This window comes from Streptococcus mitis (genome assembly GCF_965111725.1).
GTDB lineage: Bacteria > Bacillota > Bacilli > Lactobacillales > Streptococcaceae > Streptococcus > Streptococcus mitis_DV.
The window spans coordinates 443,471-458,040 of the sequence record NZ_OZ217341.1 but is presented as its reverse complement, the minus strand read 5'-3'; the positions used below and the strand labels follow the sequence as shown (position 1 = coordinate 458,040).

Sequence of the window (14,570 nt, the reverse complement as noted above, 5' to 3'; positions counted from 1 at the left end):
CTGTAAAAACAGTTGTTTGGAGTATGGGGGTCAAATTTCTTTGACTTTTTTAGAAATCTTGCGATTCTCTTTCTTGCTAGATTGTTTATACAGAATCAAGATGCGTCCGATTTTTTGGACTGTGTCCACACCGATTTCTTCTTCCAAGATTTCAGCTACTTCGTGGATATTTTCATCTGTATTTTGCAAGAGCGTTACTTTAATCAATTCGCGGGCGTCAAGAGCCTGACGGACACTGGTTTTGATTTGGTCGTTGAGTCCATTTTTCCCGATTTGGATGATGGGTTTGAGGGTGTGTGCCTGGCTGTTGAGGAAGGCACGTTGTTTTGATGTTAATGACATAATTTCTTCCTTGTTTTTTTGATAGTTATCTTAGGTGGTGAGGGACGGTCGGAACTAATTTTCCAAAGATCTCATCTTTGAAAAATGGATTTCCTGACCTCACAATTGAGCCTTGGTCTCAATTGTGCCCCTTGCCAATCTACAGATTGGCAAGACACCACGGCAATAACTATCGCTATATGAGCTCACTTTGTTCGCTCAGCGATTTTGTTTTAAATAATTGCTTTTCGTGTGACGACGGCGACGCCTTCTGGTGCCCAGACGGCGACTTTGGCGGTGCCTGTTACACGGATCCAGCCGAGTCCAGAGATGACTAGGTCTGTCTTTTCCTTAATGTTAAATACATGCTGAACTAGTTTTGGAAAATCTTCCTTTTCCTTGCTATTTGGTGGTGTCAGAAGAGTTCCAAGGTGCTTATCATAAAAGGCACTAGCACCTTCTAACTTGGTACGATGGAATTTCAATTCATTGTCAAAAAAGGCAGTGAAACCTTGCTTTTCTCCTGCAATGAAATCAAATCGTCCGAGACCACCCAAAAACAGGGTTTGTTCAGGATTGAGCTGATAGGTTTTTGGCTTGATTTCCTTTTTAGGGCTGACATACTTGAGATTTTTAGCCGTCAAGTAATGGGCCATTTGGTGACGGTGGATGATTCCCGGCGTATCGTAGATATAAGAACCATCATCAAGCGGAATCTCGATCTTGTCCAAGGTTGTCCCTGGGAAGCGCGAAGTCGTGATGACATTTTGGTCACCCGTGATTTCTTGGATAATAGCATTGATAAGGGTTGATTTTCCAACGTTGGTCACGCCGACCACATAGACATCGCGGCCCTTACGGTAATGCTCGATTTTATCAATGACTTCCTTAATGGCATGTTTGTTTTGAGCTGAAGTTAGGACGACATCCACTGGACGAAGACCTTCTTCGTGGGCACGTTCCATGAGCCACTGGCTAATCTTGCCTGGTTTAACAGACTTGGGCAAGATATCTTTTTTATTTCCCACCAAGAGGACATCATTGCCCGATACAAAGCGTGGCAAACCTGGAATGACAGAGCCATTAAAATCAAAAATGTCAATGACATTGACTACCAAGGCATCACTGTCTCCCACCTCGTGCAAGAGTTTGAGGAAATCATCGTCCGTCAACTGGACATCCGTGATTTCATTGTAGTGGCGGAGACGGAAACAGCGTTGGCAATAGACTTCGCCAGTATCCAAACCTTTTTCAAGTGCCGACTGGGGAGTAAATCCAAGACCAGCCTTGTCTGTCGTCTGAATGGTTGCTCCACAACCAATACAGAGAATTTCTTCCATAGTTAAATTCCTTTTTTATATGTAATCGGCCCGTACTTTTCAGTGATTTTTCGCATCACACGACGCTCACGAGCTCGGTTAATCTGTGTTTTAATCGAGTCATGTTGGACCAAGGGTTTGACTAAAATCGAGCGAATGCCAGCACGGTGGGCTGCTCGTATATCTGTCATGAGCTGGTCGCCAACCATGACCACTTCACTTTTCTCATAATGAAATTCCTTCATGGCACGGTCAATCCCAAATGTGAAGGGCTTCAGAGCCCAATAAACGTAGTCAATCCCAAATTTCTCAACTGCTCGTTGGACGCGTTTTTTGGTATTATTTGAGACCACGATAATGCGAATGCCCGCGTCCCGAAGGTCATGTAGCCATTGTTTCATTTCTGGCGTCCCGTCAGGGTTGTTCCAAGCAATGAGGGTATTATCCAAATCGACCAAAACAGCCTTGATTCCCTGCGCCTGCAGGCTTGGGACTGTCAGATCATAAACTGCTTCCACAGCAAAGTCTGGCATGTAGTTTTCAATCGCCATTCTGGCTCCTTTTCTTTTATTTTCTAGTAATTTTCTTCAGCCATTGAGATAAGGCCACCCATAAAATCAAGCTAGTCATTAAGATATAAATCCAAGCATTTGGCTCTTCTGTAAATGGTAGAGGAACATTCATTCCGAAGAAACCTGTAATAACCGCAAGTACTGCTAGTAAGACGGAGATAATAGTCAAAATTGACAAACTATCATTCAAGTTATTGTTTAGGATGTTGTTGTAAGAAGCTGAGAGTTGTTGCAAGACTTGAGAAATCAAGTCTGTCATAGACACCAACTGATGGGCTTCAATCATGGCATCATCAAACTGCTCTCGTTCGACATCATTAAATCTCCGATAAAGAGCATGGCCCTGGATATGTTCCAAGAGGAGTCGATTTTGTTTTGCTGCTGCTGTCAGGTAAACCATACCAGTCTCCAAGTCAGAGAGGGCGAAGAGATTTTTCTTTGTTGTAGTTTGACGTAGCAAGGCACTAATTTCGTCCTTACTTTTATCCATCTCTTCAATGACAGGATAATAAGCGTTACTGATAATCTCTAAACCAGAAAAGAGAAACTTGTAAATAGAAAGCGACTCATGGCTATCCAGATAAGCTGACATCTGATCAATGACATAAGCATTCTTATGGTTGCTGATGGTAATCATTCGTTGTTTTTCAACGATAAAGGTCATCGGAATCGCTTCATAATATTCTTTGTCTTTTTCTAAATCAAGAACATTATAAATAAAGGTTACCGTCTCCGTTTCACGGTTATAATCCATATGAGCTCGTTCATTTCTATCCAGAGCATACTCAATGGTTTCCTTGTCCAATCCATAGATGTCAGAAAGATCTTCCATATTTTTAATCTTATCCACATCAAGGTCTATCCAGGTACAACCATTGCCCAACTGCTTTTCTAAAACCATCTTTTCTCCTTTATTAAACTCTTTCTATTGTACCACAAATTACTTAAAATAACAGGTCTAGTCTGTGCGTGAGAAATTGCTAACAACCGTGATATTTCGGTTAGGAACAAAGTGAAGAGCTTGCTCCTCACTACGAAGCTGGGTCGTACGAATTCCCACACTAACAACCTTGCCCGATACAGTAATGGGGCCATTGGTCAGAACAACCTCATCTCCCACATCCAGTTGACGTTCAAAGAGGATGAAAAAGCCATTGATGACATCAGACAGAAATCCTTGGGCTCCCATCCCAATCGCCACCCCAGCGATTCCAGCCCCAGCCAGCAAACTAGATACAGGTAAGCCTAAAATCGATAAAATACAGTAGAGTAAAAAGAAATATAGCGTATAATTAAACACATTTTCTAGTAAACGCGCAATAGTCTTTTGGCGTCCGACATCATGATGAGACATTTTTAGAGAAGGTTTGACAATTCTCTGCACCATGGTATGAAGCATTTTTTTAGCAATATAAAATACAATCAAAAGCAGTAAAAGAGAAATGACCTTGGTGAGAATATTCTCGATAATGGTTGTCACATCTAGCTTTTCAATATAAGCTTGAATAAATTTTTGCATATAAAACTCCTTTATTTCATTATACCATACTTTTATCAGTCTCATTCTCCATAAATATTCAAAAAATAGACAGAAAATTCTTGATTTTGTCTATCATTTATACTATAATCATAATCACTACATAAAAAGGAGATTATTATGAAAAGAATCATTCATGCTTGGAATAAGGCAAGCCTTGTCAAGCGTATCTTGATTGGTATGCTTTGTGGGGGAATCCTAGGACTGATCCTTCCTAATCTCTCAGGAATTGGTCTACTCGGGGATTTATTCGTCGGAGGTCTAAAAGCTGTTGCTCCTATCCTAGTCTTTGCCCTCGTTGCCAATGCCCTTTCCCAACATCAAAAGGGACAAGATAGCAATATGAAAACTGTTGTTTTCTTGTATATCCTAGGAACTTTTGCTGCTGCTCTTGTAGCTGTTGTAGCAAGTTTCATCGTCCCTATCGAAATTACCCTAAATAGTGCCAATACTGAAATTGCACCACCAGATGGGATTGGGCAGGTCCTCAGCAACCTCTTGCTCAAACTGGTTGACAATCCAGTCAATGCCCTCATTACTGCCAACTACATCGGTATCCTATCTTGGGCAGTTGTTTTCGGGATTGCCATGAGAGAAGCCAGCAAAAATAGTAAAGAATTACTAAAAACTATCGCTGACGTGACTTCTAAAATTGTCGAATGGATCATTAACCTAGCCCCATTTGGTATCCTTGGTCTTGTCTTCAAAACCATCTCTGACAAGGGAATCGGAAGCCTTGCCAACTACGGTATTTTATTGGTTCTATTAGTAACGACTATGCTTTTTGTTGCCCTTGTGGTCAACCCTTTGATTGCCTTCTTCTTTATGAGACGCAATCCTTACCCTCTAGTTTTGAACTGCCTCCGTGTCAGCGGTGTGACAGCCTTCTTCACTCGTAGCTCTGCGGCTAACATTCCTGTCAACATGAAACTCTGCCATGATCTTGGACTCAACCCAGATACCTATTCTGTTTCTATCCCACTTGGTTCTACTATCAATATGGCTGGAGCAGCGATTACCATTAACGTTTTGACCCTTGCTGCAGTTAATACTCTTGGAATTCCTGTTGACTTTGCCACAGCCTTTGTCCTCAGTGTGGTAGCAGCTATCTCAGCCTGTGGTGCTTCTGGTATTGCTGGAGGCTCCCTCCTTCTTATCCCAGTTGCTTGTAGCCTTTTCGGTATTTCTAACGATATTGCCATGCAAGTTGTTGGGGTTGGATTTGTGATTGGTGTCATCCAAGACTCATGTGAAACAGCCCTTAACTCTTCTACAGATGTCCTCTTTACCGCCGTTGCCGAATACGCAGCAGCCCGTAAAAAATAAGCAAGAAGACAAGCCTGCTCAGGTTTTGTCTTTTGCTCTTTTATTCTAACTTATACTCTTCGAAAATCTCTTCAAACCACGTCAGCTTCGCCTTGCCGTACTCAAGTACTGCCTACGGCTAGCTTCCTAGTTTGCTCTTTGATTTTCATTGAGTATTATCAGGAAATTCTTATGTCTATTAGCCAACGTACGACCAAGCTCATCTTAGCTACCTGTCTTGCCTGTTTTCTTGCTTATTTTCTCAATCTTTCCTCAGCAGTTTCGGCTGGAATTATCGCTCTCTTGAGCCTATCTGATACGCGTAGAAGTACCTTAAAACTGGCTCGCAATCGACTCTTTTCCATGCTCCTAGCTCTGGCTATCGGTGTTCTAGCTTTTCACTTGAGCGGATTTCATATCTGGAGCCTTGGCCTCTATCTTGCCTTCTATGTGCCTCTAGCCTACAAGATGGGCTGGGAAATTGGCATCACACCAAGCACTGTTTTGGTTAGCCATCTCTTGATTCAAGAGTCAACCTCTCCAGACCTCCTAGTCAATGAATTCCTTCTCTTTGCTATCGGTACTGGATTTGCTTTACTGGTCAATCTCTACATGCCTTCACGAGAAGAGGAAATTCAGCACTACCACACATTGGTAGAAGAAAAGTTAAAAGATATTCTCCAGCGCTTTAAATACTATTTATCCAGAGGAGACGGACGCAACCGAGCACAGCTGGTAGCAGAATTAGACACGCTTTTGGAAGAAGCCCTCAGACTGGTCTATTTAGATCACTCTGACCACCTCTTTCACCAGACCGACTACCATATCCACTACTTTGAGATGAGACAGCGACAAAGTCGTATCCTGCGAAATATGGCCCATCAAATCAACACCTGTCACCTAGCTGCTAGTGAAAGCCTGATCTTAGCACAGCTCTTTTCAAAAATTGCCGGTCAACTGAGTCAGGCCAATCCTGCTTCTGATTTGCTAGATGAAATCGAACGCTATCTGGAAGTCTTTCGCAACCGCAGTCTGCCCAAGACAAGAGACGAATTTGAAACCCGCGCCACCCTTCTTCAACTCCTACGTGAAGCCAAAACCTTCATCCAAGTAAAAGTTGATTTTTACCAAAAATATGGACAGTAAAAAAGAAAACCACTAAAAAACAAAACTTGCCAGCTCTTTTGAAAAGTAGTATAATTATTGCATGCGCAATCATCTTGTTACGCAGAGACTGTCCATGAATGGACTCTCTTCTATTTACAACTCTAAAAAGAAAGGAGATACTATGACCTATTTGGAAAAATGGTTTGACTTCAATCGCCGTCAGAAAGAAATCGAGACTCGCTTGGAAGAGACCATTGCCCAGCAGAGCGAGCAAAGTCTGACCTTGAAAGAGTTCTACCTGCTCTACTATCTGGACCTGGCTCAAGAAAAATCTCTACGCCAGATTGACCTGCCAGATAAGCTTCATCTGAGCCCGAGCGCTGTTTCTCGGATGGTGGCTCGCTTGGAAGCTAAAAATTGCGGTCTGCTTAGTCGCAGGTGCTGTGATCAAGATAGGCGTTCTAGCTTTATCTGTCTGACAAGTGATGGGCAAAAGACACTGTCCTCGCTACAAAAGGCTGTCGAAGAAAGCTTGGAAACCGGTTTGGATTTCTTGATTTGAGATGATTTTAGAAAAAAGTTGCGTGCGCAATCATTTTTCTTGACATTCTCTTTTACAAGGAGTAAAATAAAGTCATCATTAAACAAAGGAGTTTTAAACATGATTGAAATTACCTATCTAGATGCCAGCAAGAACGAAAGAACTGTGACTTTCGAGTCTTATGAAGACTTTGATCGTTCACAACAAGCTTGTCTTATCGGCGTCGCAGACTACTACCCTGTCCAAAAATTAACTTACAACGGTCATGATTTGGACTACCATGGGACTTATGGAGACGTCTTCTTCTATCTCATGAAACAAGATTTAAGCCAATATAACTAAAAAAGGAGAAATACAATGGCAAAAGCAATTACAGATGCAACATTCGAACAAGAAACAAAAGACGGTTTGGTCTTGGTAGACTTCTGGGCAACTTGGTGTGGTCCATGTCGTATGCAAGGTCCAATCTTGGATAAATTGTCTGAAGAACTTTCAGAAGATGTTTTGAAAATCGTTAAAATGGACGTTGATGAAAATCCAAACACAGCTCGTGCTTTTGGAATCATGTCTATCCCAACCCTTCTCTTCAAAAAAGACGGCCAAGTTGTCAAACAAGTTGCTGGTGTTCACACAGCAGAACAAATCAAGGCCATCGTTGCTGAATTGAGCTAATCATACTAGAGACCAAGTACTTTCTTTGGTCTCTTTTTTTCTTGCCCTTTGCCATTTTTCAAAAAATATGCTAGACTGTATGTAGAATATTACGATGTTTGGGACATGCCATCGCTAAAAAAAACCTCTACTTGGTATTTTTTAGCTCCCTCAAGGGAGCTTTTTGCGTGCTCTGAACATTTCCCATTTTGGAAGGAGTATTATGAAACGTCAATCAGCCTTGGTCGTCTTTAGTGGCGGTCAAGATTCTACAACCTGCCTCTTTTGGGCTAAAGAACACTATGAAACTGTTGAAGCCGTCACCTTTGCCTACGGCCAACGCCATCATCTCGAAATTCAAATCGCTAGAGAAATCGCTGAGGAACAGGGGATTCGTCATCACATCCTAGATATGTCTCTGCTGGGGGAAATCACTGAAAATGCTCTGACCTCTGATCTGGAAATTGAGCAAAAAGAGGGGGAGGTTCCCAATACCTTCGTTGATGGTCGCAACCACCTCTTTCTATCCTTTGCGGCAGTTCTTGCTAAGCAACGTGGCATTAAAGATATCGTGACAGGTGTCTGCGAGACAGACTTCTCAGGCTACCCCGATTGTCGAGATGTCTTTGTCAAATCCCTTAATGTTACCCTCAACCTTGCCATGGATTACGACTTCGTTATCCAAACACCTCTCATGTGGCTGGACAAGGCTGAAACTTGGGAATTAGCCGACCAACTCGGTGCCTTTGACTATGTTCGTGAGAAGACCTTAACCTGCTACAATGGAATTATCGGAAGCGGCTGTGGAGATTGCCCAGCCTGCCACCTACGTCAACATGGTTTAGATGTTTATCTCTCACAGAAAGGAGAGGCCTAATGTTTTTTGCACCCAAAGAAATCAAACAGGAAACCGGAGAGTCTCTTGTCTACAATCCTCACAGAACCTTGGTATCAAAAGAATTTACCTTCGATGCTGCCCACCACCTCTTTCACTATGAGGGAAAATGCAAATCCCTTCATGGTCACACCTATCATCTGCAGATTGCTGTCAGTGGTTTTTTAGATGAACGTGGCATGACCTACGATTTCGGAGATATCAAAGCCATCTACAAGAACTACTTAGAGCCCCACTTGGATCATCGCTATCTCAATGAGACTCTGCCTTATATGAACACGACTGCTGAAAATATGGTTTACTGGATTTTCCAAACCATGAATCAAGAGTTGCCAGACGAGCGCGGTCTCCGTTTGGAATATGTTCGCCTATATGAGACTCCGACTGCCTTTGCGGAGTTTAGACGGGAGTGGTTAGATGACTAGGGAACGTGTCCTCAAACTACCAGTTTTGGAAATTTTTGGCCCAACCTTTCAAGGTGAAGGTCGTGCAATCGGGCAGAAAACCATGTTTGTTCGCACTGCAGGTTGCGACTACCACTGCGACTGGTGCGATTCTGCCTTCACTTGGGATGGCTCTGAAAAGCCAACTCGTATGACTGCTGACGAGGTCATTGCTGCCTTGGATAAATTGGGGAGCTACGACTATGTAACTCTATCTGGGGGAAATCCTGCTATCCTAGCAGCCAACATGGCTGAGCTGGTCACCAAACTCAAGGAACGTGGTGTCACTCTGGCTGTTGAAACTCAAGGCTCTCGCTGGCAAAATTGGTTGAAAGACATCGACCAGGTCACTCTGAGTCCCAAACCTCCTTCATCCAAGATGGAAGTCAACTTTGAGACCTTGGACTTTATCGTTTCCCAACTGGATCCAGACAAGGTCACCTTTAAAATCCCTGTCTTTGACGATGCCGATTTGGCCTTTGCCAAAGGCATTCAAGAACGCTACCAACCAGATGTCCTCTTCTTATCGGCTGGAAATCCTGAGCCCAAGGCCACAGGCAATATTATCCAAGACCAACTGGACCGTCTCAAAGAACTCTGGGAACGCGTCGCTGCCGACGATAGTTGGGGCAATGTCCGCGTCCTTCCTCAACTGCATACCCTCCTCTACGATAACCAACGTGGTGTTTAAGATTAGAAAGAAAAATCATGTCACAACAAGAAGAAATGAAAAACCTCAGCCTACTAGGCAACAAAGAAACCAACTACATTTTCGAGTATCAACCAGAAGTCCTGGAATCCTTTGACAATCGTCATGTGGAAAATGACTATTTTATCAAATTTAACTGCCCTGAATTTACCTCGCTTTGCCCAATCACTGCTCAGCCAGACTTTGCAACTATTTATATTTCCTACATTCCTGACAAGCTCTGTGTCGAGTCAAAATCCCTCAAACTCTACCTCTTTAGCTACCGAAACCACGGAGATTTCCATGAAAACTGTATCAACACCATTGGGAAAGACTTAGTCAACTTGCTAGACCCTCGCTATTTGGAGGTTTGGGGAAAATTCACTCCGCGCGGTGGCATTTCAATCGACCCCTACTACAACTACGGTAAAACTGGAACTAAGTATGAAGGCTTGGCAGAACAACGCCTCTTCCAACACGACCTCTACCCAGAGAAGATTGACAACCGTTAAACTCATACTCAATGAAAATCTCTTCAAACCGCGTCAACGTCGCCTTGCCGTATGTATGGTTACTGACTTCGTCAGTTTCATTTACAACCTCAAAACCATGTTTTGAGCTGACTTCGTCAGTTTTATCTACAACTTCAAAACAGTGCTTTGAGCAACCTGCGGTTAGTTTCTTAGTTTGCTCTTTGATTTTCATTGAGTATAAACAGATACGAAAAAGCCCTGTTCCTCAAGATGAGGAGCAAGGCTTTTTGAGTTTCAATTATTCTTCTGTTCCAAGGAAGTTTTTTGCAACAAGGGCTGCAAGAACTCCACCAGCGATTGGGGCAAGGATGAAAATCCAAACTTGTTGAAGAGCTGCGCCACCTACCAATACAGCAGGAGCTAAACTACGAGCTGGGTTTACTGAAAGTCCAGTAATGTTCAAGCCGACAAGAATCATCGCCATCAAGGACAAACCAATCACCAAACCAGCAATCGCGCCATTGCCCTTGCTTGCGGATGTCACAGTCATGATAACCAAGACAAACAAGAAAGTTGCGATGACTTCAAACAAGAATCCACCAAAGACAGTGACACCGTTTGCCAAAGCATTTTCACCAAGACTAGCAGTTGACATACCTGAGTTAGCCAAGAGGAAGAATACTGCAGCTGACGCAAGGAAAGCTCCAACAACCTGACCAAGGATGTAGTTGACAAGGTCTTTTGATGACAAACGTTTGTTTACAAACATAGCAATAGAAACAGCTGGGTTCAAGTGAGCACCTGAAACAGTTCCGATTGAGTAGGCTGCAACCACGATTGCCAAACCAAAGGCAAAGGCGATTCCAAGGTGTCCAACACCTTCAAGACCATTTCCAAAAACAACAGCTCCTGTCCCAATGAACACAAGCATGAAAGTACCGATTAATTCAGCGACAAATTTTTTCATTTTCTTTCTCCTTTTTTCAAAAACTAGATACTAGTCTATCAAAAGAGGGAAAGGGTTTCAAGAAAATTGATTGGAAATTTTTTGAAAACCATAGAACTATTAGCTTATCCCTAGTATTGAAAAGACTGGATAGCTTCTTTCAAGTCATCTTGTAAACTATTTTTCTGGTCAAGTTGGACATAGACTTCCAACAGACAGGATCTGAAGTTGGAAAATTTATAAAAATCCTCCCTTTCTTCTATCGGAAAGTCAACAGTTTTTATCCAAGAAGTTACTTGCTCTTGCTCCAACTTCCCTTGTAAAATCGGTTCATAGATCACTCTTGCTAAACGCCAATCCTCATCATCTGTAAAGCGAATCGAAATTCTTTTAAATAGTTGACCAAGTATGTCAAATACTTCATGAACTCTGGTTTTAGGAAAGTCTGGATGACAAACCACCTCTGTCAGTAAATCAGCTCCATGCGCAAAAGAATGAACCCAACCATACTGACTTGAAAAACCCCTTGTATCCTTTTCTTTTGAAAGATAATACAAACCTTGATTTAAAAGGACATTGCGAATCTCTCCTTTTAATCCCTGATAAAAAACCGATTGCTGGTTGGCATCTGCAGCCAAGAGATTTGCATAAATAAGCGCCCTAAAAGAACGTTCAAGGGTTGACAGGCCTACCTTATCAATCTCTTTATCTAACCCTCCATCAGATGAAATCCCTTCAGCAATGAAATGAAATTGTTCCTGTGTAAATAGCTCTTCCTGAATCCCCCTAGCAAAGCTTGTAAAAACAAGGTCGTCGCGAATTTCTGGAGAAGGATCTCCCAAATGGTCAAGCAACCATTGGATTTCTTCCTCATGATAACTTGGTTTTTCTTCTGCTATTTTTCTTAGTAACTCTTGATACATGGTCAATACCTCTACATTTCTAGCAACTTGATATAATCTAGACCCCATTTCTCGACAGCATCTAAAACAACTCTGAATTCCTGCCCCATTTCGGTTAAGCTGTACTCAACTCGTGGGGGAACTTCGGCATAGACCTTTCGTTGAACAATCTTATCCTTTTCTAATTGACGGAGATGACGGGTCAAAATAGTTTGAGTAATCCCAGGCAATAATCTCTGCAATTCTTTAAATCGTTTGGTACCCGTACTCAACTGATAAATGATTACCAGTGCCCATTTCCCCGTTAAAACCCTCTGCGTTGTCGCAAATGGACAAATACCATACTCACTCACTTTATTTGTCATAAAATATCTTCTTTCTATTTTTTTAAAAAAATTTATCTTTTAGTATCAATAATAGTACCACTTTTGATACTAGCTATTGAAAAAGTTCCTACTTGTTTTTTTGTTTGTAACTGTTACAATTATATCATAAAAAAGAAATGGAGAATAGATATGTCAACAAACTTAGAAATTTTCAATGCTTATAACCAAGCTTTAATTGCTGGTGACTTTCCTGGTGTCTTTGAAACGATGGCAGACGATATTGTCTGGCATCAACCTGGTAATCATAGTATATCTGGTTCAGTTGTTGGTAAGGACAAGCTAGGACCTCACTTGGCTACATTTGCTGAGAAAACTAATGGAACCTTTAAGGTGGTAACAAATTGGGTTTCTGACAATAAGGATTTAATCGCAGCCAATGTTACTTTTCTTGGAACACGGGCTGATGGTACTGAACTCAATATGAACGGGATTGACCTCTTCCGTATTGAAGACGGAAAAATCAAAGAAGTTTGGCTTTTCTCTTCAGATCAAGCTGAAGAAGATAGCTTTTGGGGATAATTTAAGAGGCCAGGACAAAAAATTTTGATTTTAGAATTCTTTATTATAAATTTTTAAAATCGATAGATTAGAAAAAAAGCGAACAAGACAGAATTCTGAATGTCAGATAACTCGTTTTGTTCGCTTTTTATATTTAAGGTTAGACTTTTATCCCAGACTCTTTGAATTTACTCTCCCAACTGGGCACTGTAGGCGATAATCTGATCAACTGTGTCTGACAAGAATTGGATGGTATCACGGAGTGGTTTATCTGTTGAAATATCAGCACCGATAATCATAGCTGACTCAAGCGGTGTCTTGCTACCACCTGACTTAAGGAGATTGAGCCAGTCTTCAGCTCCAGTTTCTGAGTTTTTAAGATGGAGGTAACCTGCAGTCGAAATCACAAGTCCAGCTGAGTAGGTGTAACTATACAAGCCCATGTAATAGTGTGCTTGGCGCATCCAAGTCAAAGCTGCATCATCATCGATTTCAATGGCATCTCCCCAAAAATCGGTCAAAACTTCCTTCATAATGCTGTTGAGTTTGCTTGCTCCAAAGGTCTCCCCTTCTTCAATCAGTGTATACACCTTACGCTGGAAGGCTGCTTCCAAGAGGTGAGTAATGAAATTATGGAAGTAGGTATCTGTCAAGCGGTGAGCAAGGGCGAAGCGTTTTTGACGTGGGTCATCAGATTGGTGCTCCAAGTAATCACTGAGAAGCAATTCATTGAAGGTTGATGGCGCTTCGACGTAATAGGTCGACATATGGGCATTGAAGTAACTTTGGTGATTGTCAGAAAAGATAAATTGACCAGAATGCCCAATTTCATGAATCAGGGTATAGACATCACTCAAACGACCTGTCCAGCTCATAAGGACATATGGATGCACGCGATATGGGTCCGCTGCATAGCCACCAGAATCCTTGCCACTATTGGCAGCAAAGTCCACCCAGCGCTCTTCTTGATAACGAGCAACTTCCTGACAATATTCTTGTCCCAAAGGTTCTACGGACTTCATGACCAAGTCATAGGCATCGTCGATACTTACCTCAGGATTCAGGGCGCTATCCAAGTCCAATTTCCAGTCTGCAAAGGTCATCTTTTCAAGACCATTGACCTTGGCAACATGCTTGAGATATCTCTGAGCAACGGGCGCAAAATCCTTCATGATGAGGTCAATCTGGCGGTCAAACATGGCACGGTCCACTTCCTGCTCAGCTAGAAGATAATCAAAGACTGAGTCGTAACCCTTCATATCTGCCAATAGTTTTTCAGACTTGACTTGGGCTAAATAGGCTGCTGCAGCCGTATTTTGGTGCTTACGAAGACCTTCTGAGAAGGAACGGAAGGATTTCTCACGAACCTCAGCATCCTCATGGTTTTGGTAGAAGTTCTCATAGGTAACAAAGCTGTTTTTGTAGGTCTTGCCACGGGCTTCAAAGTCAGCCATTTCAAAGTCCCCAGCACGCATCTTAGTGTAAATATCCTGCGGACTGTAGAAAACTTCACCAAGATTGGTTAAGGCTTTTTCCACATCAGCCCCAAGATAGTGGGCTTTTTTGATTTTTGCCTGACGAATAGCTGCCGTTAAATGTGGCAACTCACCCAATCGGTCCAAAACTTCCTCATCAGCTTCCACCAAGGCATCGTCAAAGAAGGTCAAGGCTACACTGGCATCTGTTTCAAATTCCATCCCAGCTTGGGCGATATTGGCAAATTCGTCATTGCTATAGTCTGTCGTCTGCGGCATAAAGCCATAGTTGCCAATATGGCTCATCTGAATGTAGATTTGTTCCAATTCCGCAAAGGCCTTTTCAAAATCCTCAAAAGTATGAAGATTACCCTTGTAATCACGGCTAAACTGGTTGATGTCTTCGCGAGCTTTCTCGATTGCACGCAAGAAATCCTCACGGTCTTGGTATAGGGCTGTTAAATCCCAAAGTTCCTTTTCTGGAAATTCTGAACGGTGTTTTTGTTCCATT

At 42.3% G+C, this 14,570-nt stretch carries 20 protein-coding genes; 10 read left to right on the top strand and 10 right to left on the bottom strand.

What is annotated here, in order from left to right; translation table 11 throughout:
• Window positions 1–30: 30 nt before the first annotated feature.
• The 5 genes from yhbY to ACLV7Q_RS02410 all read right to left on the bottom strand — a co-directional run bounded on the left by yhbY (window position 31) and on the right by ACLV7Q_RS02410 (window position 3,731).
• Complete coding sequence (gene yhbY / locus ACLV7Q_RS02430; RefSeq protein WP_000060171.1) at window positions 31–342, bottom strand: ribosome assembly RNA-binding protein YhbY; 312 nt, start codon at window positions 340–342, stop codon at window positions 31–33.
• 212 nt (window positions 343–554) lie between these two features.
• Window positions 555–1,661 (bottom strand): ribosome biogenesis GTPase YqeH, encoded by a 1,107-nt coding sequence (yqeH, locus tag ACLV7Q_RS02425; protein ID WP_218757405.1) that lies wholly within the window; start codon window positions 1,659–1,661, stop codon window positions 555–557.
• Between the two features lie 2 nt (window positions 1,662–1,663).
• Window positions 1,664–2,191, bottom strand: a complete 528-nt coding sequence (locus ACLV7Q_RS02420) for a YqeG family HAD IIIA-type phosphatase (RefSeq protein WP_000963748.1) — start codon at window positions 2,189–2,191, stop codon at window positions 1,664–1,666.
• A gap of 16 nt (window positions 2,192–2,207) precedes the next feature.
• The gene (locus ACLV7Q_RS02415) at window positions 2,208–3,113 is read right to left on the bottom strand and encodes a magnesium transporter CorA family protein (protein ID WP_000242264.1); all 906 of its coding nucleotides are present in this window, start codon (window positions 3,111–3,113) and stop codon (window positions 2,208–2,210) included.
• A gap of 57 nt (window positions 3,114–3,170) precedes the next feature.
• Window positions 3,171–3,731, bottom strand: coding sequence for a mechanosensitive ion channel family protein (locus ACLV7Q_RS02410; protein ID WP_172922536.1), 561 nt, complete (start codon window positions 3,729–3,731; stop codon window positions 3,171–3,173).
• A 138-nt stretch (window positions 3,732–3,869) separates the two neighbouring features.
• Here ACLV7Q_RS02410 and sstT point away from each other — a divergent pair, with 138 nt between their 5' ends.
• The 9 genes from sstT to queF all read left to right on the top strand — a co-directional run bounded on the left by sstT (window position 3,870) and on the right by queF (window position 9,891).
• Window positions 3,870–5,075, top strand: coding sequence for a serine/threonine transporter SstT (gene sstT, locus ACLV7Q_RS02405; RefSeq protein ID WP_218757404.1), 1,206 nt, complete (start codon window positions 3,870–3,872; stop codon window positions 5,073–5,075).
• A 171-nt stretch (window positions 5,076–5,246) separates the two neighbouring features.
• On the top strand, window positions 5,247–6,200 hold the full coding sequence (locus tag ACLV7Q_RS02400; protein ID WP_218757403.1) for an aromatic acid exporter family protein: 954 nt from the start codon (window positions 5,247–5,249) through the stop codon (window positions 6,198–6,200).
• Window positions 6,201–6,342: 142 nt separating this feature from the next.
• The gene (locus ACLV7Q_RS02395) at window positions 6,343–6,723 is read left to right on the top strand and encodes a MarR family winged helix-turn-helix transcriptional regulator (RefSeq protein WP_218757402.1); all 381 of its coding nucleotides are present in this window, start codon (window positions 6,343–6,345) and stop codon (window positions 6,721–6,723) included.
• Window positions 6,724–6,822: 99 nt separating this feature from the next.
• Window positions 6,823–7,044, top strand: coding sequence for a DUF4649 family protein (locus ACLV7Q_RS02390; RefSeq protein WP_000570256.1), 222 nt, complete (start codon window positions 6,823–6,825; stop codon window positions 7,042–7,044).
• Between the two features lie 15 nt (window positions 7,045–7,059).
• Window positions 7,060–7,374: a thioredoxin gene (gene trxA, locus ACLV7Q_RS02385; RefSeq protein ID WP_001029581.1), complete on the top strand. Its 315-nt coding sequence runs from the start codon at window positions 7,060–7,062 to the stop codon at window positions 7,372–7,374.
• Between the two features lie 202 nt (window positions 7,375–7,576).
• On the top strand, window positions 7,577–8,230 hold the full coding sequence (gene queC, locus ACLV7Q_RS02380) for a 7-cyano-7-deazaguanine synthase QueC (protein ID WP_218757401.1): 654 nt from the start codon (window positions 7,577–7,579) through the stop codon (window positions 8,228–8,230).
• Entirely contained in the window at window positions 8,230–8,673 is a 444-nt protein-coding gene (queD, locus tag ACLV7Q_RS02375; protein ID WP_000464573.1) for a 6-carboxytetrahydropterin synthase QueD, read from the top strand. Before queC ends, queD begins: the two co-directional genes overlap by 1 nt.
• Window positions 8,666–9,382, top strand: coding sequence for a 7-carboxy-7-deazaguanine synthase QueE (gene queE, locus ACLV7Q_RS02370; RefSeq protein WP_120770479.1), 717 nt, complete (start codon window positions 8,666–8,668; stop codon window positions 9,380–9,382). Before queD ends, queE begins: the two co-directional genes overlap by 8 nt.
• 17 nt (window positions 9,383–9,399) lie before the next feature.
• Window positions 9,400–9,891, top strand: a complete 492-nt coding sequence (gene queF, locus ACLV7Q_RS02365; protein ID WP_218757400.1) for a preQ(1) synthase — start codon at window positions 9,400–9,402, stop codon at window positions 9,889–9,891.
• Here queF and ACLV7Q_RS02360 read toward each other — a convergent pair.
• From ACLV7Q_RS02360 to ACLV7Q_RS02345, 4 genes are all read right to left on the bottom strand, one after another.
• Entirely contained in the window at window positions 9,818–10,084 is a 267-nt protein-coding gene (locus tag ACLV7Q_RS02360; RefSeq protein WP_225904705.1) for a hypothetical protein, read from the bottom strand. The genes queF and ACLV7Q_RS02360 overlap by 74 nt on opposite strands.
• 66 nt (window positions 10,085–10,150) lie before the next feature.
• Window positions 10,151–10,819, bottom strand: coding sequence for an MIP/aquaporin family protein (locus tag ACLV7Q_RS02355; RefSeq protein ID WP_218757399.1), 669 nt, complete (start codon window positions 10,817–10,819; stop codon window positions 10,151–10,153).
• A gap of 110 nt (window positions 10,820–10,929) precedes the next feature.
• Window positions 10,930–11,721: a DUF2785 domain-containing protein gene (locus ACLV7Q_RS02350; RefSeq protein WP_218757442.1), complete on the bottom strand. Its 792-nt coding sequence runs from the start codon at window positions 11,719–11,721 to the stop codon at window positions 10,930–10,932.
• Window positions 11,722–11,732: 11 nt separating this feature from the next.
• A complete protein-coding gene (locus ACLV7Q_RS02345; protein WP_000182730.1) occupies window positions 11,733–12,065 on the bottom strand; it encodes a winged helix-turn-helix transcriptional regulator in 333 nt (110 codons plus the stop codon).
• A gap of 150 nt (window positions 12,066–12,215) precedes the next feature.
• Here ACLV7Q_RS02345 and ACLV7Q_RS02340 point away from each other — a divergent pair, with 150 nt between their 5' ends.
• On the top strand, window positions 12,216–12,605 hold the full coding sequence (locus ACLV7Q_RS02340; protein WP_218757398.1) for a nuclear transport factor 2 family protein: 390 nt from the start codon (window positions 12,216–12,218) through the stop codon (window positions 12,603–12,605).
• 167 nt (window positions 12,606–12,772) lie between these two features.
• On the opposite strand, the gene pepF is transcribed toward ACLV7Q_RS02340, so the two are convergent.
• Window positions 12,773–14,569, bottom strand: coding sequence for an oligoendopeptidase F (gene pepF, locus ACLV7Q_RS02335; RefSeq protein ID WP_218757397.1), 1,797 nt, complete (start codon window positions 14,567–14,569; stop codon window positions 12,773–12,775).
• Window position 14,570 lies beyond the last annotated feature (1 nt).